At 56.6% G+C, this 20,145-nt stretch carries 13 protein-coding genes and 1 pseudogene; 6 read left to right on the top strand and 8 right to left on the bottom strand.

Going from position 1 to position 20,145, the window contains the following annotated elements; genetic code table 11:
- Window positions 1-160 precede the first annotated feature (160 nt).
- Window positions 161-1,342 (bottom strand): patatin-like phospholipase family protein, encoded by a 1,182-nt coding sequence (locus tag NE850_RS24840; RefSeq protein ID WP_310699521.1) that lies wholly within the window; start codon window positions 1,340-1,342, stop codon window positions 161-163.
- Between the two features lie 30 nt (window positions 1,343-1,372).
- On the bottom strand, window positions 1,373-2,440 hold the full coding sequence (locus NE850_RS24835; RefSeq protein WP_310699519.1) for a hypothetical protein: 1,068 nt from the start codon (window positions 2,438-2,440) through the stop codon (window positions 1,373-1,375).
- A 490-nt stretch (window positions 2,441-2,930) separates the two neighbouring features.
- On the opposite strand from NE850_RS24835, the gene NE850_RS24830 reads away from it, so the two are divergent.
- The 4 genes from NE850_RS24830 (at window position 2,931) to NE850_RS24815 (ending at window position 12,426) form a co-directional block, all read left to right on the top strand.
- Window positions 2,931-6,542: an SIR2 family protein gene (locus NE850_RS24830; RefSeq protein WP_310699518.1), complete on the top strand. Its 3,612-nt coding sequence runs from the start codon at window positions 2,931-2,933 to the stop codon at window positions 6,540-6,542.
- A 202-nt stretch (window positions 6,543-6,744) separates the two neighbouring features.
- Window positions 6,745-8,757, top strand: coding sequence for a restriction endonuclease (locus tag NE850_RS24825; protein WP_310699516.1), 2,013 nt, complete (start codon window positions 6,745-6,747; stop codon window positions 8,755-8,757).
- Window positions 8,758-9,011: 254 nt separating this feature from the next.
- A complete protein-coding gene (locus NE850_RS24820) occupies window positions 9,012-10,184 on the top strand; it encodes an MBL fold metallo-hydrolase (RefSeq protein WP_310699515.1) in 1,173 nt (390 codons plus the stop codon).
- Window positions 10,177-12,426: a ThiF family adenylyltransferase gene (locus tag NE850_RS24815; protein ID WP_310699514.1), complete on the top strand. Its 2,250-nt coding sequence runs from the start codon at window positions 10,177-10,179 to the stop codon at window positions 12,424-12,426. The genes NE850_RS24820 and NE850_RS24815 overlap by 8 nt, the downstream gene beginning before the upstream one ends.
- A gap of 97 nt (window positions 12,427-12,523) precedes the next feature.
- Here the strand turns inward: NE850_RS24815 and NE850_RS24810 are convergent, their stop codons facing one another.
- From NE850_RS24810 to NE850_RS24795, 4 genes are all read right to left on the bottom strand, one after another.
- Window positions 12,524-14,746: an MBL fold metallo-hydrolase gene (locus NE850_RS24810; protein ID WP_310699513.1), complete on the bottom strand. Its 2,223-nt coding sequence runs from the start codon at window positions 14,744-14,746 to the stop codon at window positions 12,524-12,526.
- 187 nt (window positions 14,747-14,933) lie between these two features.
- Window positions 14,934-15,794: a hypothetical protein gene (locus tag NE850_RS24805; protein ID WP_310699512.1), complete on the bottom strand. Its 861-nt coding sequence runs from the start codon at window positions 15,792-15,794 to the stop codon at window positions 14,934-14,936.
- 59 nt (window positions 15,795-15,853) lie between these two features.
- Window positions 15,854-16,969: an MBL fold metallo-hydrolase gene (locus NE850_RS24800; protein WP_310699511.1), complete on the bottom strand. Its 1,116-nt coding sequence runs from the start codon at window positions 16,967-16,969 to the stop codon at window positions 15,854-15,856.
- Window positions 16,966-17,859: a hypothetical protein gene (locus tag NE850_RS24795; RefSeq protein WP_310699510.1), complete on the bottom strand. Its 894-nt coding sequence runs from the start codon at window positions 17,857-17,859 to the stop codon at window positions 16,966-16,968. Before NE850_RS24795 ends, NE850_RS24800 begins: the two co-directional genes overlap by 4 nt.
- A gap of 55 nt (window positions 17,860-17,914) precedes the next feature.
- Between NE850_RS24795 and NE850_RS24790 the strand changes: the two genes are divergently transcribed.
- Both NE850_RS24790 and NE850_RS24785 read left to right on the top strand, forming a co-directional pair.
- Entirely contained in the window at window positions 17,915-18,280 is a 366-nt protein-coding gene (locus NE850_RS24790; protein ID WP_310699509.1) for an ATP-binding protein, read from the top strand.
- Window positions 18,281-18,705: 425 nt separating this feature from the next.
- Complete coding sequence (locus tag NE850_RS24785) at window positions 18,706-18,918, top strand: AlpA family transcriptional regulator (protein ID WP_310699508.1); 213 nt, start codon at window positions 18,706-18,708, stop codon at window positions 18,916-18,918.
- A 22-nt stretch (window positions 18,919-18,940) separates the two neighbouring features.
- Here NE850_RS24785 and NE850_RS24780 read toward each other — a convergent pair.
- Both NE850_RS24780 and NE850_RS24775 read right to left on the bottom strand, forming a co-directional pair.
- Window positions 18,941-19,381, bottom strand: a pseudogene (locus tag NE850_RS24780) (SET domain-containing protein).
- Between the two features lie 53 nt (window positions 19,382-19,434).
- The gene (locus NE850_RS24775) at window positions 19,435-20,133 is read right to left on the bottom strand and encodes a DUF4400 domain-containing protein (protein ID WP_405044901.1); all 699 of its coding nucleotides are present in this window, start codon (window positions 20,131-20,133) and stop codon (window positions 19,435-19,437) included.
- Window positions 20,134-20,145 lie beyond the last annotated feature (12 nt).

Raw genomic sequence — 20,145 nt, 5'->3', positions numbered from 1 at the left:
CGCTCGCAGATGCGTCTTACTGCTGGCGTCCAATCAGAGTGCACCAACTGTGCGGTCACGCCCACGACCGGCCTCCGCAAAAAGAGCTGGTTTGTGCTGTGTCTGAGATACACGTACGCGTGCCCTTTCGAGGAGCCCCTCGCACCAGACCATCTGGAACCTACTTCTTTAGATTTGCGAGCAGGCCATACTGGAGTTCGATGTCCTCCGCGACAGCGTATCCATGGCCGGCAATCGCATCAAAAACGTCAACCTTCATCCGGGAGAGATTCGTCGGGAAATCGCGTACGAACGTAGCATTTGCCTGGTCTCCGCCGCGAATCTTCGTCCCGATGTAGGTATAGGCGCCAGCACTGCCCGATCCCTCGAGGTAGCTAACAAATGAACGCACCCGTAACGTCCGCGATTGCTCCGACATGATATCGGCGAGGCGCTTCGCCCGAAACAAGCTGAAGAAGGGTGCGCGCCCGCCGGCAAGTGGAGCGCCCGCATCCGAAACGTAGATGACGGTCCCAGCAATTTTTGGCTGCTGTTTGCCAACATCGAAATACGGCTCTAGTCCCAGATTGTCGTAGACGCCACCGTCATAAAGGTGCAGGTTCTTGTAGGGCAACGTCACCGGTTCCGCTGGCTTACCGGCATCCCATTCCTTTCGGCGCATCCATGAGAATGCTCCGGTCTTGATGGAGAGCGGCCCGATCAGTCCCGGAAAGGCCGCCGATACCGCCATCGCACTCGATAGCGCGAACTCGCCGCCGGGAGCGTAGCCGGACTTCCAGTCCCCGATCGAGTCTCGCTTAAACCGGAACCGTCGCCCGGTCTCAGCGGTCGTCCCGTTGATCGACCATTCCGGATGCGTTGGCAGGTCTTTGAGGCACTGCGTAACGCCCCAGCCCCGTAGCGACTTCGCGATCAGATTCGCCCGGGACAACACATAGCACCAGTTTTGTGGAAGCAACAGTTTGCATATCGCGTCGAAGGCGAGGCTACGTCGGCTCATCTGAGTACGCAGCGGTTCGTACACCTGCTCAACGAAGCCTGCGGACGATGGCCAGTTCATGTTGCACTGGTTAAAGATAAGTCCCACCAGCAGGCTGCCGCCGGATACAGTCGAGACCCGCGAAACACGCTCCAACATACCCTGCTCTGCCAGGTACCGCAGTACACCGAGATGGAATGCCATCGCACGTGCCCCTCCGCCTGACAGTGCCAGCGCGATTTGGAGCTGACCGATTTCAGGGGCCTCGATACCTTGTGACGCCGTACCCTTTGCGAGCGCGGCCTCATTGTTGACTGTCGCCCGAAACGAAGTCAGTTCCGGCGCAATACGATCACTATCCATATGATGTCCCCGGCGAGCGCTCTACCTGACTTAAGCGTCGAGCGTGTATTCCACTTCTACTTCGAGGGTGCCGATATAGTTGGGGAACGTGGTCCTCGATTCGTTATTGAGCTTGCTCGGCCCAACGTATGTCGAATTGGAAACGTAAAAGTGCACCTTACCTTCGACGCACTCCATGATGATGTCGCCGGCACGGTTCTGGGTGATTTTCTGGTAGCCCGTGTAATAGTTCAAATGCCGCGAGGGAGCCTCGCCGATCACGATGATCTGCGGATCCAATTTCTCAAGCCACGAGTCAGGAATTTTTCCTGACTCTCGACCGTGATGTGAAGCGAAAACGATTGTGGTTTTCTCGAGCTTGATGTGATCCTCGATCTTTTCCATGAACTCCGTTTCGAGGTCACCCAACCACATCACACTTGCTCCGTTCTCAAGCTTGTATCGAATGACGGCCGACGTATTGTTATATGAGTCACCCACTTCGCAGTCTGCCAGCGCCTCCTTAAAATCGGCGTTGTTGGTATCCGGCCACAGGACGCTGATGCCCGACGTGTCGCGCGTATCGTCGCCAAGATTCATCCACTTTCGCTTACAGCCTTTGTGGATATAGAACGCCTTGTCCGCGTCGTCTCGAAGCTCGCAATAGCGCGTGAACGAGTCCGTGTCCGTATCCTTGACGGCTTGATTCTTGACGACGTAGAAATTCCGGATGGGCATTTCATCATCGAGCAGTTCGATTCCCCCAAAGTGATCCTGGTCCGGGTGGGTACAGATGAAGCGAGTGATGCTCTTGCTGGCCGACTCTTTTTTCAGCTCGGCGACGATTGCGTCCTTGTTCTCATCAGTGAGATTGCAGTCGATAATCGTGAAGTTATCGCTGTTGTGCTTGATGTAGAACATGTCGCCGTTTCCTACGGAGAAACTCTTGACGATAGACATGCGCAGCTCCGGTGTCAGGTGCGAGCGCTTGTTATCAACGGACGCACGCATTCGGGTGAATTCGGCGCGAACGGGTTCTGCGCCGCCGGTCATGTTGGTTCGGTTATCCGCTACCTGCCGGAAGCGCTCTGAATTTAGTGCCACATCAAGCAGCGTCAACTTTTGGGAGGCTTTAAGCCGACTTTCCGTTAGCCTCTCATGCCGGGAGTGCTAGCACTATATGTGGTGTCCTACTGGCGGTCAATACACTATATGTGGAAATTGTGCAACTTCAGGGAGCCGGGATCGGAAATTGCTCTTGCGTTTCTTGCCCGGCCGCGCAACGCGCAATTCCGCGCCGCTGGCAAGGTCGCAGCCGAATACGGATTAGCCCAGTCAGCTGTTCGCTTGCGACCGACATGCCGCCACTGCGACAACTACGAATTCGTGATCTATCGATGATCCCGTCGGCGAAGCTATGCCTGAAACGGCCTTTTTCACTGGAGATTGAAGGGGTGCGCCTATCCATCGCGAAACCAGCAGGCCCCCTAGCCCACTCTAAAATCTCAAGCCCCTTCGAGCCCATCGACCTCGTGCGACCGTCATCTCAACGACCGGCCAGTAACCATGCGGGCAAGCAACTCGGTGCGACAAGCACCACCAATACCGGGTGTACGATACCCAAGACGATCCGAACGTCATCAAACATCCCAAGATGAATAACGAAGAAAACAATTCAATCGAAGACCTGCCGGATTACGCCGCCTTGAAGAAGTTCGCGTCGGCACTGTGGCAACTTGACAATGCATTCCACGGCGCGGCCGTTATGGTTGGCGCTGGCTTCAGCCGGGGCGCCGCGACGACAGGAGATGCTGACAAGAAACTCTCGCTCTGGGGCGACTTTTCGAGACTTCTGGCCGGCGAACTCAAAGAGAGCTCCGCCATGGATCCCCTCCGTCTCGCGGAAGTGTATTCCGCCTACTTCGGAAAGCAGAACCTGTACGACCTCATCACGAAGGAAATCAACGACCTTGGGTGGACGCCAGGCCCACTCTACAAGTCCCTTCTTGAGCTGCCGTGGTCCGAGGTATTGACGACCAACTGGGACACATTGCTTGAACGCGCGGCGCAAGACGTACATACACAGGTCTACAGTGTCGTTCGTCGTCAGGAGGAACTTTCGAGTGCGCGCTCACCCCGGATAGTGAAACTGCATGGCACGGTCAACATCACCGACGAGCTGGTGTTCACGCAAGAGGACTACCGGAGATACCCCGAGCAATATGGAACCTTCGTCAACTTCGCGCGTCAGGTGTTTGTCGAGAACGAGTTGTGCCTGCTCGGATTCTCGGGTGATGACCCAAATTTTCTGCAATGGGCAGGATGGGTACGCGACCAGCTGACAACACATGTACGTCGCATATACCTTGCAGGACCGCTGAGGCTTACTTCAGCAAAGCGCAAATATCTGGAGTCCATCAACATTGCGCCCATCGACCTTGCCGAGCTCGTTGATGATTATGACGACCGGGACATCCAGCATGTCAAGGCAACTGAACTGTTCCTGGACGCATTAAAGCGACTGAAACCGAAAGCCACGTGGGAGTGGGAGCCAAGCAAGCTTCGCCAGACCGGGCTGACTGCAGACGATGCGTCACGTGCCGTTCGCGACGCCGAGTACGGAGCGTCGTTGCTAAAACAGCAGCTTCCCACACTTGAGGCAGATCGCAAGTCCTATCCCGGATGGCTGGTATGCCCGTCATCTGTGCGTTTCCAGATCGGGTCGCAAATCACTGACCCTTTTCCAAACATACACAACATCGCGAAGCTCGAGGCCGACGACAGGGCAAGGCTTCTGTATGAAATCGCATGGCGTCGCAGTGTGACATTCGAGGTCATATTGCCTTGGCTCGTAAAAGAGCTGCTCAAGGTATGTGACCCGGCCGAACCAAACGCGCTGACGATAAGGCATCAAATGGAGATCGCCCTCAAGCTGCTGAAAGATACGCGGTGGTATGAAGGCGAAGAATCGATGGCGACGGAAGAAAAGACCACTGCGATCTTGCAGGCCAATGCGAAGCACTGGCCGGAGATCGCATCAGAGCTCAGCTTCCATCGCGCAATCGCCGCCCGCGATCGCCTTGACTATGCCTCAGTCGAAAAATTTGCTGACGAAATTGCTGCAACGGACCCCGTATGGAAAATGCGAAAAGCTTCGCTCCTGGCCGACGTCGGTCGATTTGAGGAGGGGGAACAGCTGCTCGCTGAAGCCTATAGTGAATTGCTGTCTCGTCATAGGAACGACAAGAACTCCATCTATGTATTCTCGCGACTGGCATGGGCTCACTGGCTCCTTCGCGGAACCCAGATGTTAAAGAGCAGCATCCCGTTCGAGCGTTTCCCATCGATTTACAACGATGCAAAGTGTAGTCCTGCAGACGTCGTTGATAGCATAAAGGAACGAATCGCCAAAGAGCTTGATGAGCAGAACGAGAGAAACCAGATAGATGCGGCATTCGAGGCCGGCATGTTCAGGGATAATTCGGGCGCCGTTACGATCAACCGGGACCTTCACCCCCTGATTCTGCTTGAAGGTGTGTCGCTTAGCGCCGGCATGCCACTGCGGTGGAATGGCATCGGATTTCTGTCTGACCCTGCGTCCACGATGACGCGCCTTGACGACCTCGAAGATACTTACAAAATCCCACTTTCGATCCGCGCTGCGAACAGCGATACGTCCGATTCGCTGAAGATAACCTTCTCTCGTATCCGAATGGCCTGCACCACCTCGAACGAAGCAGAGCAGCTTCGACGTCAGTGCATACAGGCTGTGCGATATTGGGTTAGCAAAGTAACGAAGCGGGGTGGGTCAAATTCCATCTCGCGCTTGCGCGTACTTGTCGAAGTTCTGGCACGCGTATCAATTCGGGCGACGCCCACCGACGCCATGGAGATATTCCGGCTAGCCATGGAGCTCGGCAAGACAAAAGAACTGCGCCACCACTGGCTATTCGACGTATTGGAGCATCTGGTTGAATATACTCTGGGCAGCGTTCCTGCTGAACGACACCGGGACCTGTTGCTGGACGCCCTACTTTTCCCGCTTCACGCCGAGATCGATGGCCCGTCATTCAAGGAATGGCCCAATCCCGTTATCACCTTTCCCGGGAAAAGAACCCCCAATGCGGCGCTTGACAGGCGGATTGATGAAATAATCGAGCGTATCGCCCCCTGCTCCGTGGCAAGCCACCCCGCGTTAGAACGACTCCTGCCTCTGGTCGAGCACAATTTTCTTTTGGAAGCAGAGTTACAGAAAATTGCCGGTTCAATCTGGCCAGGTGGCGCGGAAGCTGAGGCCCTACCGACGACCGGCCTTTCTCTATATGTCTTGCTAAAGTTGCCGTCACCGAACCCGGACGTTACCGGGGCACGCATCAGACTGGCTCTCTTCGGAATTACCGACGATAGATTGTTTGAGCCTGCGCTGCTTGCAGCAATTGCAAATGCGGCAATCGACAAAGCCGTACGAGAACGTCCCACTGCAAAGCAGGCAATGGCGTATTTCGACAAGCTCGTTAAGTGGCGCCCCGAACCCGTAACCAGCGACGAGATGGGGCTTGCCAGCCGTGACAGGAAACAGCGCGGCGTTCTCATTGGCCAGGTGCTATCGCATTCCATCGTACCGGCTCTCGACAGCAACGCCCTGAGCGAGGACCGCTTCGAACGTCTTTACTCATTCTACTCAGAGGTCGGAGCATTTTCGGCCCTGATCGGGCTTACATACTTTTATCAATGTGCGGCGAATCTGAAAGAGAAAATCGAGGCCAAAATCCGGCACGGACTTCACGACCGCGAAGCCAATGTTGTCGCCTACGCCTCACATGCTCTTCTGACGTGGCGAGAAATTGCCGGACTAGACAGCTGCACGAACCTGATTCGCCATATGATCTACGTGCTCGCCTCCGGCAGGTCCGCCGGTTTGGCCGCACTACTGTGGACCGCGCGACAGATGCACAACAACGGTTGGCTCGACACGCAAGAGATAGCGGTTTTGACTGACAGCATCCCTGTGCTGTTTGAGGAGAGGGACTATGCCGGCATACAGTATGGAAGCCGCGAAGCGGTTAGCGCATCGTCCGTTCGCGCCGCGTGTGTCCGACTGGCGCGGGATATCTTAAAGCGAAGCGAGAAGCCCGACGACGGCCTGCTCGAAATTCTGGGATCCGCGCGAGACGATCCTCTGCCCGAGGTGCGGTTCGCGGAGTCTAATGACGACGATTGACAGAACACGTGAGTCCGGGAGGCACAGTAGCACGAGCAACGTCAAATTCTGGCGTGATTTCGGATCAGTCGGTCATGCTGTTGTTCGCGCAGTGTCCGGCTCGATAAGCGGCGAAACCCGTATAGTTCGGCGCAACAGACGATGTGCATGGGCAGCCTCTTGGGATTAGAAGACACACGCCCTTCCTTCCAACAACTTGAATATGGCATTCATCATCGACTCGTCACCTAAAGCAAAACGAAGGCGTGCAAATCCCACCGAAGCAAGATCGCGCAATCGTAAAAGACCTGAAGCACGAGAACGGGACGTAACCGCAGTTGAAATATCACTGGACGTCCTGCTCGGCCCACCCGCGCTGGTAGATGTGATCGTTGACGATCTGCCGATTACCTCACTGCCTCTCGCCAATATCCCTTGGCCTCGCTTTGAAGCGCTCTGCGCGCAAATCCTCAACGACGGAGGTGAAGAGAAGGTTCGTCAGGCGGTACAGTACGGACGACCGGGACAAGATCAGTACGGCATCGATATCGTCGCATACCGTATCGGTGCACAGAAGCACATCGTCGCTCAGTGTAAGCGCGTGCGGCGATTGTCAGCCGGAAGTATAGAAGATGCAGTCAACGATTTCCTGAGTGGTCCGAAGGCTAGCTCCACAAGCAAATACATATTTTGTACGACGACGACACTGGGTGAAGAGACGGCTGCAGTGGATGCCTGGACGAACGCATACAACCGGCTTATCGTCGCAAACATTGAGGCAGAGCTATGGGATTCCGCTCGCCTGAATGATTTGCTGCGCAAGCGGCCCGCAATCGTCACGCGATTTTTCGGAGCTGAGTGCGCGCGACGATTCTGCGACCCGGCGTCACCATCAGGAATGTATCCGTCGCAATTCAGACAACACTTCGTAGGGCAGTTCGAGAATCAACTTGCTCTTGAACAGGTGACAACTCGACTCGACGTCAACCTCCCCTGCGAGAGATTTCCCCATTTTGGTGGAATCCTGACGTTTGCGCGTGCGGACCTGAGCGGAATCAGTTTTGCGATTAGCGCGAAGACACTCCTCACGTGGGCTCAATGGCGAGTATGGGCAACGACGAAACACGATGAGCGGCCGTACGCACAACAAAGTACCGTGCCGGGACGGTACGTTCTTTCCGCTGACGGTGTTCGGCTGACGTTAAACACCGAAGAAGTTCAAGACCTGGACTGGATTCTTTGCAAGGCGTGGGAAGGTTTCCTGCAGGCTGCCAATGAACTTGAAAAATATTGGCGCTTTCTTCGGTTTCCCCGTTCGACGCACGATGAACAAGGTTTTGTGGTGGCGCGCGTCAGTCGCGACGCCTGGAGAGCGATGCTGGATTTCGCAAATACGCATGATTTCGAGAAGGGCGGCACGTCAAGACACATTTTCGACCGCAGCGCAGGCCTGCTGAAAATTTACAACCCGAGCAGCAGGCAAACCACGGCATCAGTGCATCACCTCGTGCTAAAAGCGGTATCAGACGGTGAGATGGCTTTACAGTGGGAACAAGACAGTCTTCTCGTAACCTGGCAGCCGCCGACAGTTACGCCCGGTGACAGCAGCTTGATCGGCCCTGTGGGATATTGGGACGTCGAGCATGCACATGAGTGGCTGGTAGATACCTTCGCGGACTGGGCAAATGACTGGGTGAAGCAGACGCAAGCGCCCGAAACCGGCACAGGCTGGTTCAGGCGGACCCAGGTTCGCCCTCCTGCCGAGCCCTTCGAGCTGCATATCGACTCCCACGCGATTCTGCCGCGACGGGATTTCCATTCGCCACGCACCGTATCTGAACTGATCGAATTCTGCACACATCTTCAGGGGCATTTCTACCTCGACAAATCGGGCGTACCCGTTAAGCGCGAAACGACCACTAATGTTTTGCAACTCGTCCTGCGGTTCCTCAGCCTAGGCGGCAAAGGAGAGAGGCGATACATTGCCGGAAAGCTGACACTTAGATCGGACATGCTGGACGGGGCAATTCCGGGTCTCATTGCTGACACCTCAAAACGCTTTGACCTCGTGGCTTGGCTCGATAATGCCCTTCGTTGCCTGATCCAGTTGCTGCGAAACGCCAAGCGCCTCACGCAATCCGATATCGACTTTGCCGTCGACCTGCTGCTGCCCGCCGCGAACAGAGTACGTGAGGATCTCCTGTGTCAGGCGTTCTCGCTGCGAGCCTCTTCATAGAGTAAGCCTGGACCACATCCGCTTCCACGCGCCGGACATGCGGGAAACCGGCTCGCGCACTTCCGTCGCCCGTTTCGCAGGACAAGTTCGTGGGTAACGGGATTTTTATTGCCAAAACCTTACAATTAAATTTCACAATCTCAAATAGACCACAATATCTTGTGGTTGACGTTTTCGCCAGTGGCTCATATAGTGAAAATAAGGAGGGTTCCCGATTTCGATAGGCCCCTCCAGCACGCTACGAAGAGGCCACAGTGACAACAACGCATTTCGTGAAATTCTATGGCGTCGCCAATGGCGATACCGCCCAGGTGATACTCGACAACGGTCGCCGCGTGCTTTTCGACTTTTGCCATCGCGGCAATGCCGAGGATCCGGACACACCGGAGATCGATCTGAAAGCGATCCTGAAGAAGGAGCTTAAGGACGCCGACCGGGACTATTTTGACGTAGTGGCCTTTACGCACGCCGACCTCGATCACATTCAGGGCAGCACCGAATTCTTCGAACTCCAGCATGCCAAAATCTACCACGGCGAGGGCCGGATAAAGATCAAGGAGCTGTGGGTGCCTGCTGCGATGTTGCTGGAAGAGGCCGACAACGACCACCAGAAGGAAGAGTACGTATTGTTGCGCCAGGAGGCCCGTCATCGGTTGCTGAATGGACAGGGCATCCTCGTCTTTTCGAAGCCGGAGGCGCTCCGGGAATGGCTTGAGCCCAAGCTCAAGGAGCGTGGCGAACGCCCGGATGCCCGGGACCATCTGTTTGTGGACGCCGGCACACTCGTCCCGGGGTTCTCGCTTGCGAGTGACAACGTGGAGTTTTTCTGCCACTCGCCATTCATCAAGCATTGCGACGACGGCTCCGACGTTATACGCAATTCCGCTTCACTGGTCTTCAACGTCCGCTTTGATGCCGACGGCCAGCGCTACGACTTTCTGCAGGTCGGTGACAGCTGCGCTGAAGACCTCGAAGACATCGTGCGCACGACGCTGTATCACAAGCGCGGGGATCGACTCGGATGGAACCTGTTTAACATTCCCCACCACTGCAGTTATCTTGCGCTGACTGGAGACTGCGAGAAAGGGGAATCGGAAACCGAGCCGAAAGAGCTTGTCAAATATCTGCTCCGTCAGGGAAAACCTGATGCGTATATTGTGAGCAGCAGCAAACCGATTCCGGATGTGAAAGAGTCTTACACGCAAATTCAGCCACCCCACATCCAGGCCCGGAAGGCTTACGAACGGTATCTGCGCGAAGTAAAGGGCCGCAAATTCGTGGTTACCATGGAAGAGCCCAATGCACGCAAGCCCGAACCGCTCGTGTTTGAGATCGGTCGGGGCGGCGTTAGCTGGAAGAAAACGACATCAATCGGTGCTCCTGCATTGGTGCTCTCATCTCCGCCCCGCGCAGGTGCGTGTGACTGAATATCATGAACTCCCGGGTTTTTCCGAACTGCAGGCTGACGAAGAACCCGCCATTCCGCGCGCAAAGTCCCTGGTTCGCGCAATCGAACGTTCCCGCGACTTTTCGCTCATCAAGGTGCTGCGCGCTACCAGCACGGATGGGCATCAGCTCGAGTGCCTCGTCGCGGACGTGGAAACCGACGACGTACCGCCAGATAACCCGCATGGGATTCTGTATCGGGAATGCGTCGCTCTTTGCGTGAGCGACAATCCCTCCGACCTTGTGGAGGTTCTTGCCTTGCGCAAGGACTTCCCGGTGCTCATGCATCAAAACCACGGCTACTACGAGGGCCCCGCAAGCCTTTGCCTATACTTCGAGTCAGCTGTTTCCGTCTTGCGCACCTGGACACCGGAAGCATTTCTTCGCCGAATTCAGTGGTGGCTCGCGCGCAGCGCTCGAGACGAGTTGCACCCCGCTGATCAGCCGGTCGAGCATCTGTTCTTCTCCAGCAACTACGAGCTTGTTCTGCCCAGGAACTACGACGAGCTACGCAACAGTGGCGAGTACCGCTTCGGGTTGAACAAGAAAGCAATTCGCGCGGACGAAGGCTTGACTTGCGAACTGGTACCCATACCAGTCGCGGCCGATCTGCCTCAGGGAAACATTACCCCCATCGAAATTGAATTGCCCCCAGTCGTCCACGGCGCAATCACGCGGGACCCCAACACGTTAGGCGCACTCGATACTATCCTCGGGCAGCGAGGGGTCGATTTCGCCTCTCTTTTGAAGGACATGGTTCGCGATCGCGTTGGAGATCGCGCGCAGAATAAACCTGCCAATAAAGAAACGACTGTCTTGTTGCTTCACATTCCAATCTGTCGGGTCGAAGGCGGCGAACCGCAGGCGATGGGGCACCGTGCCTTCTTCATACCCGTCAGCGTGCTCGATCTGGGAGTGAGCATTGGCCTGCTCACCTTCGCAAATGGGACCTACGCCCCGCACCTGGGCGGAGGCGCGGATAAAGGCATCTGGAGAACGCAAGCCATATTGCCGATGGAAGTTCTCCAGAAAAACGACGCGGATCAATTTCGCCGTCAATCGGGCGTCGATAGCGCCGGGCCGAAAGCTGTATTAATCGGCGCGGGGTCGCTCGGCAGCGCGATGCTCAATCTGTGGGGCCGAGCCGGCTGGGGCACGTGGACCGTAATCGATAATGACCATGTGAAGCCGCATAACCTGACTCGTCACGTAGCGCTCGATGAGCACATTGGTCATCAGAAGGTGGACGTGGCAGCGAATCTGCACCGTGCTGCGGTGGGTGAAGCGACTTCAGTCACACCGTTAAACGCCAACGCTCTCGATTTCGGCAACCAGGCCCTCTCTGCGGCGCTTTCGGCAAGCGAGCTGGTCATCGACGTATCGACGACACTCGACTATCCGCGTGCAGCGAGCTCCGTTGACGCATTCGCGCGCCATGCTTCGGCTTTTGTCACCCCAGATGGCAACGGTGCGGTTCTTCTCATGGAAGATACCGCCAGAGCAGTGCGTCTGCGAAGTCTTGAAGCACAGTACTACCGGGAAATAATTAACAACGACTGGGGACGCGATCACCTCGGAACAAATACGGATACGTTCTGGAGCGGCAATAGCTGTCGCGACATCTCGCTCGCAATGCCGTACTGGCGCATTGCCACACAGGCAGGCACCTTGGCGGAACAGGTCGTTCTTCTATCTGCGCACAAGGATAGCCAAATCCGGATCTGGCAACGCGATCCCGAGCGCGGTTCCGTGCAGGCATACGACGTGCCTGTATGCTCCGAGCGTCAGTTGATATTCGACGAATTCAAGCTGTACATTGACACCGGAGTTGAAGCTGAACTGCGCTCCCTTCGAAAGGATGCGTTCCCAAATGAGACAGGTGGCATCCTACTCGGATACTACGACTTCAACGTCGGCGCCGCCGTGGTAGTTGCCGGGTTGTCGGCGCCACCCGACAGCGTCTCAACGCCGACTTCATTCAAACGCGGAACAGCAGGAGTTGCAGATGCCGTCGCCGAAGCACACCGACGAACCAATGGCGTGGTTGGATACATCGGCGAATGGCACAGCCATCCGCCCGGTTGCTCGGCGTCGCCCAGCCGTGAAGATCTCGTACAGCTGGCACACCTCGCCCATGGCATGCTCGACGACGGTCTTCCTGCCGTCCAGCTGATTATCGGTGAGGAGGACGTCCGTATCCTGCAAGCCATTGCCTACGACTAAAGGCTTTGGGCGGTATTACACCCAGCTCTCCTGGCAGCATGAAAAGAGCGGATTGCGGAGCCTAACGTGGTGAGACCGTCCGGCAACGTGGACGGTCCTACCAGACAGGGATCCAGGGCGTCAGGCTTAACGCCTCCACGAACGCCTCGGGAAACTCACTTTTCCCAGAGTACCGATTTTTTTCAAGAAAACCTTGCATGTGCGAGTATGTGGTCCATTGACCCTTATGCCTGTACGCGAGGTTGAGCATGAGGGCATCGCGCTCAGCCATTTTGAGCACCTTTTCGAAATGGGATTCAGTCCATTCCGCGTATCGTTCGCATATTATGTCGTCAGGCCACTCGTCGACATTCAACTGCCCCTCCTCCTCGCTGTCCCTGCGCAAACATATCGTCGCCGCGCCTTTGGTCCACCTTGAGTGTCTGTAATATGTGGAACACAGCCGAGCTGTGAACTCGTCAGCGAAGACCGGAACAAGAAGCGGAACGATCTCTTCGAGAATGACGTCCATCGGCAACCCGGTACGCAGGGCAATGAACGCCGCCAACATATCCCAGTCACACGAATTCAGCACCGCTATTGCGTCACGCGCGTACACCGACTCAGCGGCAGGATTCGAATGGACATAAATCTTTGGGATTCCTCTTACCCATCGTATCGTGTCGTCGATATCGGCTTTCGAAGGCATCCGGTAGATATCGGATGTGCGGCCATTGCGCCACTCCGATTGCGCCACAAAGAACTTCCTGTGGCGGCGACCGAATCGCAATACCGGCCCCGGATCCGCTACAAGGGCATGCCGACCATCCTTGCGTGCCAGAATCGCGAGGTCTGTCCAGCGTTCAAGCCGATGGTCCAGTTTGGCGAGCTGCGGATTAGTCGAGCTTGTTAGCCTCGAAAGAAAGTCCTTATGATTTTGCTTGAGCTGCTTCGCAATCCAGTTGCTGTGCTTTTCCAGCTCACCCTGCGTCCATCGGACGAACGATTCACTGGGCGAAGTAACGTTCTGGTTAAGAACGACGATAGGAGTGAAAGCCTGATCGCCTAACCCCTGAACGCAGGCATAAGCGTCCGCCGTGCTATTACTACTCGTCAATGTCAGAACTGTGACCGGCCGCTTCTCAACAGAGGACTCGCACTGGAAGACGGAAAAACATGAATCGCTGTCACTAGCTACAGGCAGCGCGCCAGCTAATGTTTCCACACGACGTACGTTTGGACAAACGAGCGATGCTCCGACCGATCGAACCACGTTCCGGAAGTTGAGTTCCGGAAGACCGTGTCGGCCGCTGGCACTTACCATGACGCTACGGGGCCTCAGCCACGCATATACGTCGTTTTGGGCATCAGAACGTCCCTCAATGAACAGCTTGCCTCCATGATGCGGTGCTTTCAATACGTCTATCCCGAGGCCAACAGGATGCTTCGCAGCAATGTAGGACCAGTTTTCCTGGTCACCCGCTAGAACAATTCTCTTTCGATGCGCGCCTCCAAGATGAACGTCCAGAACAGCGACGAGTGAGGTGTCATTGAGAACGTGATTCCCGAAAAACTCGGGGTCGAGGCGCTGCGCGCTTTCATGCGTATTCGCGCTGCGGACAGCATCTGCATCCAGCAGGCTTGGACGGGGGAGTCCGGTAGCAAAATCGTCGGGCGAAGCCGACGATCCGGTGCGAAAGATACTGCGCAGGAATGCAAAGTCGTCGCCGTCGTCGCTGGCATCGCTCAGGTCGGCTTCCAGTAGCCATTCGCTCGGTAATGGCGCTCGCATCAAAAGGTTGCCCAGTTCTTCGCCGTCGGACAGCGCCAAGGCTTCGATGAGTCGTGAGGCCGGCGATAGAATGGAAAGGACCACGCGACCGTTGACAAACCTTGAGGAATAGCCTTCGAACGGATATGAAACGGGCACCTTCGCGGCTAGCAGGGCGTCCTCCCATTGCTGTGCCCGCTCGACCGCATTGCGCACCCGGTCAGCGAAGAGCCACGCAAGACGACGAAAGGCCGGAAGACAGGGTCCGAGATACTCGCCGATCGTAATTTTTCCCTCAAGAAGTTGCGGCAAGCCACCTTGGTGGTCGTTGTCCACATGGCTCAACATCACCACGTCGATATCCGGACGCCCGTCATTGCGTGGATTTTCCGCAAGATGGGCGACCAGTGCATGAGGCAAACCCTCCCCCGCATCAACGAGCAATCGAAACTGAACGGCCTCATCGCGGACGTATTCGACTAACGTACAGTCTCCATGCCGCACGTTGTAGCTGCAGACGCGAACGCTCTCGCCAGCTGCGAGATTCCGGTCGGTTACACTTTTTGCCATGATCATTCAGGGGACTTTTTTGTTTGTGTCAAGGATCAATGCCGCGCAGCGACGCCGAAGCATGTTCCCTTGCCGATGCAGGCAGCGCGGACGCCCCGCACGCACCGATTCATGCTTCGACCTCCTGCTTCTTGCGCGGCTTACGGCCTAAGTTCCGCTCCCAGTTACCACCGCATTCGTGGTCCAATCAGGAAACGTAGCAGTTGCCGCTCGCAAAGGTAAAGATAAGCTCACCATCGTAGCGAGTCGTCAGAACGCGCCGAACATTGCCTGGACGCCTGAAATCCGATATCCCGCTGCACTTGCTTGCGTAGTACTGTACAGTCTCCTGTGTGTCGTACTGCTTGTAGTCATCGGAGATCACGACGAGTCTCGGGCGGCACCCCCATACGTCGAACATTTCAGGACAAATGCCGTTCTGCCGTCCGTGATGCGACGCGACCAGGATGTGTGTGCCGCCCACGACTTCGCGAAATCGCTGGTTGGTGTTCAGCATGTGCCTGAATCCAGCGCACTCCAGGTCTCCCGGAAATAGAAATGAAAATCCGTGAATCTTGAGATGGAGAACGAGACTCAGATTATTTTCATCCGTGAAGTACGGGTATGGATTCCAGAACCACTCGACGAACACATTGGGAAAGTCCGGCGGAACTACCTGCGATGGCGTCAGCGTAAAGTGACCAAGGGCATTCACGAGCGAATCGATGCCCTTCCCCATCCCATCATCCGTTTTCAGGGTTTTGACAACCTGAGCACTCACCGTCGGGTTTCTTAGCATCCAGGCGACGTCGATACCATTCTGAGCGAGGTACGGATGCCCAGAGGCGTGATCCTCGTCATAGTTGGTGATGACGAATTGCTCAAGGTATGAGACCCCCAGATTGCGCAGGTGGGAGCCAGCGTTCCAGCCCGTCGTCGAATTGTGCCCGCAATCGATGAGCATGCGCCGGCATCCATCGCCCGGAGCCGGAACCGTTAAAAGCGCACATGCTCCATGCTCGACGTCAAAGACCTGGAGTAATCCGTCATGAACCGGAAGACCTGCCACGTTCTCTCCGCATGAGTCATTTCGAGTGGTTACCGCTCAATCAGAGAGCCGGCAAACGGTCAGTCGTACTCCTCGACAAGCGGACTCAATCCGATCGCTTCGGTTGCCCCATATCCCTTTCTCCACGCAAATCCCCCCCGATGGACCCGCTTGCTTCCCTGCGTTGCGTGGACTCCGCCACCGCGTCGAATGAAGGCATTGAGCACCATCTTTCTCGGGTGTGAGCTGTCGTCTACTGGAGCCGACGCGAAAGCGGCAAACGTCCGCGTCCCTTCCGGTTGCACAGGGCCGATCAGTTCGTTCAGGATGGCTGGCCCTACATTGCTCCGACTGCCATGGTGAGGAACCTGCACGAAACTGAAGCTTCGTAGCGGAAAGCTGTTCGCTTTGGCATACTCGACTGCCCAAGACAACGCACACACGCCCGCGTCGCCAGTCAGCAGGAATCTCCTGCCGTCAGCAATGTTGGCATAGAGGACGACACTGCTCTCATTGCTGGCCGACGTGCACGCGCCATCCCGGAGGTGTTCCTCGTGCCAGGTTTCCTCAATCCAGCTTTGCGTGTCACTGGCAGCGGCCTCGAGGGCTTTACCCAGAGCATCGTTCGTCGCTTGAGTCAGCCAAAATCCCGCTGTCTCAATTGCTTCCTTGTCGGGATCCGGAGTCTTGTCAAACTGCGGTAGCAAATGGAGATAGTGCTGCCTGCTTGGTGATAGCACTGTAAACGGGCCGATTCGACTGCCTTGGAACGGGTAATGGACTTTGGTACCCGCAGCCCACGCCATGCGGAGTATCTCGCTTAGGATGTCGTATTCATCCTTGATGGCCTTCGTTAGCCCTTCCTCCGTCCAGCTCTTGCTTGCGAAGAGGTGCCTTGCCTCCGGAGCGAGTCGCCACGGGATGTGCATCCAAAGCTTCTCGACTCTGATTTCAGCAAATAGCTCGCGCATGCCCGAAGCATGATCTGCGTCCGCATGGGTCAAAACCGCATGCGAGACGGTCACATCCTTGCCATAGTGCGTGCGAAGATGCTTGACCAGATTCTTGCCGCTATCGACTGTTCCACCGTCGATGACCATCAGCTCGTAGCTGTCTTCTTCCCCGTAACGGACGACAATGCAATCGCCCGCTCGGCTTGCATCACCCACGGGTAGAAATTCAATTTCGCACTTCATTTATCTGATTCCCCGTTGGAGCCATTCCCTACGGAACTTGCGGATCGGGTTCTTCTCGCTTTCGGCGCATCGGGTTTTTCATCTACCACGGAATCGGCTCGCTTCTTCGCCCGGGCGCCGGAAACGGACCGGCTCTTTTCCGGCAGCGAATTCAACGATTCAAAAAGGCGCTCGGCGTAGACGTACCCAATCCGCTTCACTTGATCCTCGTTGAAATGGGCCCAGAAAAAGAGCAATGCAATGGAGACCACCAGCGTTATGCCGCCGCTTGGGCCAGGTGCTACAAGATTCAATACATCAAAAGCAAGAGGATGAAACTGGAGCGCTTTGCTCAGTACAAGTCCGAGCAGGATTCCCAGGACACAAGTGAACACACCGACCGGTCGCATGGCAAACATGTTGCGGTGAAAACCGTAGGCAATATTCTCTTTGAGCAATAGGGCATTGGCCTTTCCGCGAGTCAACTCACGCAGCAAACGCGTCGCGCCTTTATAGACGTCGTCGGCAGCAACGAGGTCGCGCGCTTCCTCTTCAGGCGTCGGGACCGTAATACCGAGCTTGGTTCTGATCACATCGTGGTAGCGCTTCTTGCTGACGCTGTCCAGGAAGCGGTCGCCATGACGCAAAATCAGCGTCGTTGGCATACCGCCCCAACCTTTAACGAGTTTCTCCTCGAGTCGTTTGCCGCGCCCGCGAGCGACACTGGCAAGCGCATAGATTGCCCCGCAGCCACCTACGAGGCCGACCAAAGCAGTCAGGACTGGACTTTTGGGCCCGAAGATCCAGAGCAAGGGAACGAGAAGCGGCAACACCGTCAGCAGTCCAGGAAAAATCCGGGCTTGCTTCTGGTAGGGATCGCGCAACTGTTCGAGCACCATGTTCAGGTTCATAGCGTGGGCACGTCTTTTGACTGATGTTTTGCGCCCAGTATAAGGCAAATATTTCTTGATTATCTACCGGAAAGGTAACTTTGACATCCTATGTTCTATCGTCAATCTGGTGGCGAATGCTGTCCAGCACGGCTGTGGCCCTGTCTGCGTGGAAGCCCGTGGCGATGGTGAACGCGTCAGAATCGCCGTCTCGAGCGGCGGTCAGCCCATACCGGCTGACGCCCTGCCTAAACTCTCCGATCCGTTGACCCGCGCCGCCCCTGCGGCGGGACGCAGGCGTGCTGCGACTGGCATGGGACTTGATCTGTATATCTGCCGTTGCATTGCGAACGCCCATGACGGAAAGATCGAAGTCAAATCTGATGAGCGCGCCACGGTTTTCACCGTGGACCTGCCCCGGTTCGTGGCATGCAGGCGCTGAGCAGGTTGGGGCAGCCAGCTTCCCTGTCGCTCAACGCAGCACATCCCGTCCTTTCAGATTCTGGCGAAGGTGCCTGTGTCGCGCACCGCTTTCCTATTCGCGTACCACAATCACGACATTTAGCGTGCCCCTCGTCGACCTTTGCTCGCCGTGTAACGAGGAAGAGCCCACCTCGCGCCATCCGCTGCAAGAGGCCGTTTTCTGCCCGCCCCACCGATTCGTCTGCTCCTAGCTTTCCAATCGAAGGCGTGCAGCAACAAATCAGTAACCAGATGTAACGCCGACGTGTCTCGGTGCATTGGAAACGTCAACGCAATCTCCCTGCGACGCCTGCCACATCACGCTGGTGTCCAGGCGAAGCCGTTGCGCAGGAGAAGGCTTTGCGGATAATCAGCTATGACAAATGCAATCCGGAGCCGTGCGAAATGGACCAGGTCATGCGCATGAAGGACGTCGTCAAAAAAATCGGTCTCTGTCGGGCGACCATCTATTCGATGATCAGCCGCGGAGAATTCCCCCGCCCTATCCGCATCGGCGAACGCGCGACCGGATGGCGCGAATCCGAGCTTGAGGCTTGGCTTGCCAACCGCTCGGCGGCGAGAGAGCACGCGTCGCGGTCCTTCTCCCAGGGGCACTGAGTTCGCTTGCCCACATCAGGATTCACCCTGCTGCCAGCATCGTACCCCTGCATGTGGAAGCGCCGCACCGACACACATAGTCCAGCCTGATCTCGTCGTCGGCTGGTTCGTCGGTGATCAGTTGATAGTCCAGGAACAATTCATCGCCGGGTACTATCGCGGCCGACGCACGAATGAACACGCGATCGTCGATCTCGATTGCCTCGCAATTCGCTTCGCACGAGTGATTGAGCCAGCGCGCGCTGTTACCTCCCTAGCCACCATCGATGACGCGTCCGTCCGACAGACCGAAGAAATAGGTGTGACCGGAGGCGCCGCTCTTCCGGTGTTGCCTGATGGCGGCCCTCCAGGCAATGACCTCACCCTTGTACTCCAATAGCCGTTCGCCGGCTTCGAGTGCCCGTAACGCGAACACACCACGCCCGTGCACGGGCGAACGTCGAACCACCACACGTCGCTGCATGACCTGCCTGTCCTCCTCTTCAATGGCCGGAGTATAGGGTAACGAATCGCAGCCTATGTGTACTTCTTGAAGTACTTGGCCATGTTCCAGATCGCGATCATGATCATCAACGACACCGGCCAGAAAAGCAGATACACGGGCAGCGGCACAGGCGCCACCAGCCAGATCATCGCAGTGAGCGGAATGACGCCGAACATCAACAGGTGCTTCGCGTGGTGATAGCGGGTAGCCGATTCGTGGCCGCCCTCCTCGCGCCTCACATGCCGCGATACGAGTCCATCAACGAGCGCCATGGCGACCGCCAGCACGAACTGGGGAATCGTCATCGCGAGCATCGCGACACGAACTCCGAAAAGCTTGATGCCGATCATCGCCACCACCAGCGCCTCCCGGGTCGTGCCGGTAAACGCGGGGCGCAGAAGCGAACCCACCCCTTGATGCGGCAGGACCCCCGCCTCCCATGCGCGTGCCGACGCATCGACACCCGTCCAGCCGAACCAGCTCCAGTAGGCGAAGTCCGCTGCCCGCTCGGCCAGTTCGGGATCGCTCGTCTGCTCCATGTAGTACCGCACAAGCGACCGGATTCCGTCTGACGGATCGTCACGCCACAGAAAATGCGCGGCGGCCAGATCTGCCAGCACCGAGAGCAGGCTGGCCAGCAGTAGCCAGAGGGCGACGTGGATCGCGAGATCAACGATCCAGAAGAAAGATTTCACGCCATCGGCATTTCCATCCCGCGCTCTTGCCGTCATTGCTCACCTTCG

It is taken from the genome of Paraburkholderia sp. USG1 (assembly GCF_031570135.1).
In the GTDB taxonomy this organism is placed as follows: domain Bacteria; phylum Pseudomonadota; class Gammaproteobacteria; order Burkholderiales; family Burkholderiaceae; genus Paraburkholderia; species Paraburkholderia dioscoreae.
Note: the sequence above shows the minus strand (reverse complement) of the source record. Positions and strands in the feature narration are given on the sequence as shown.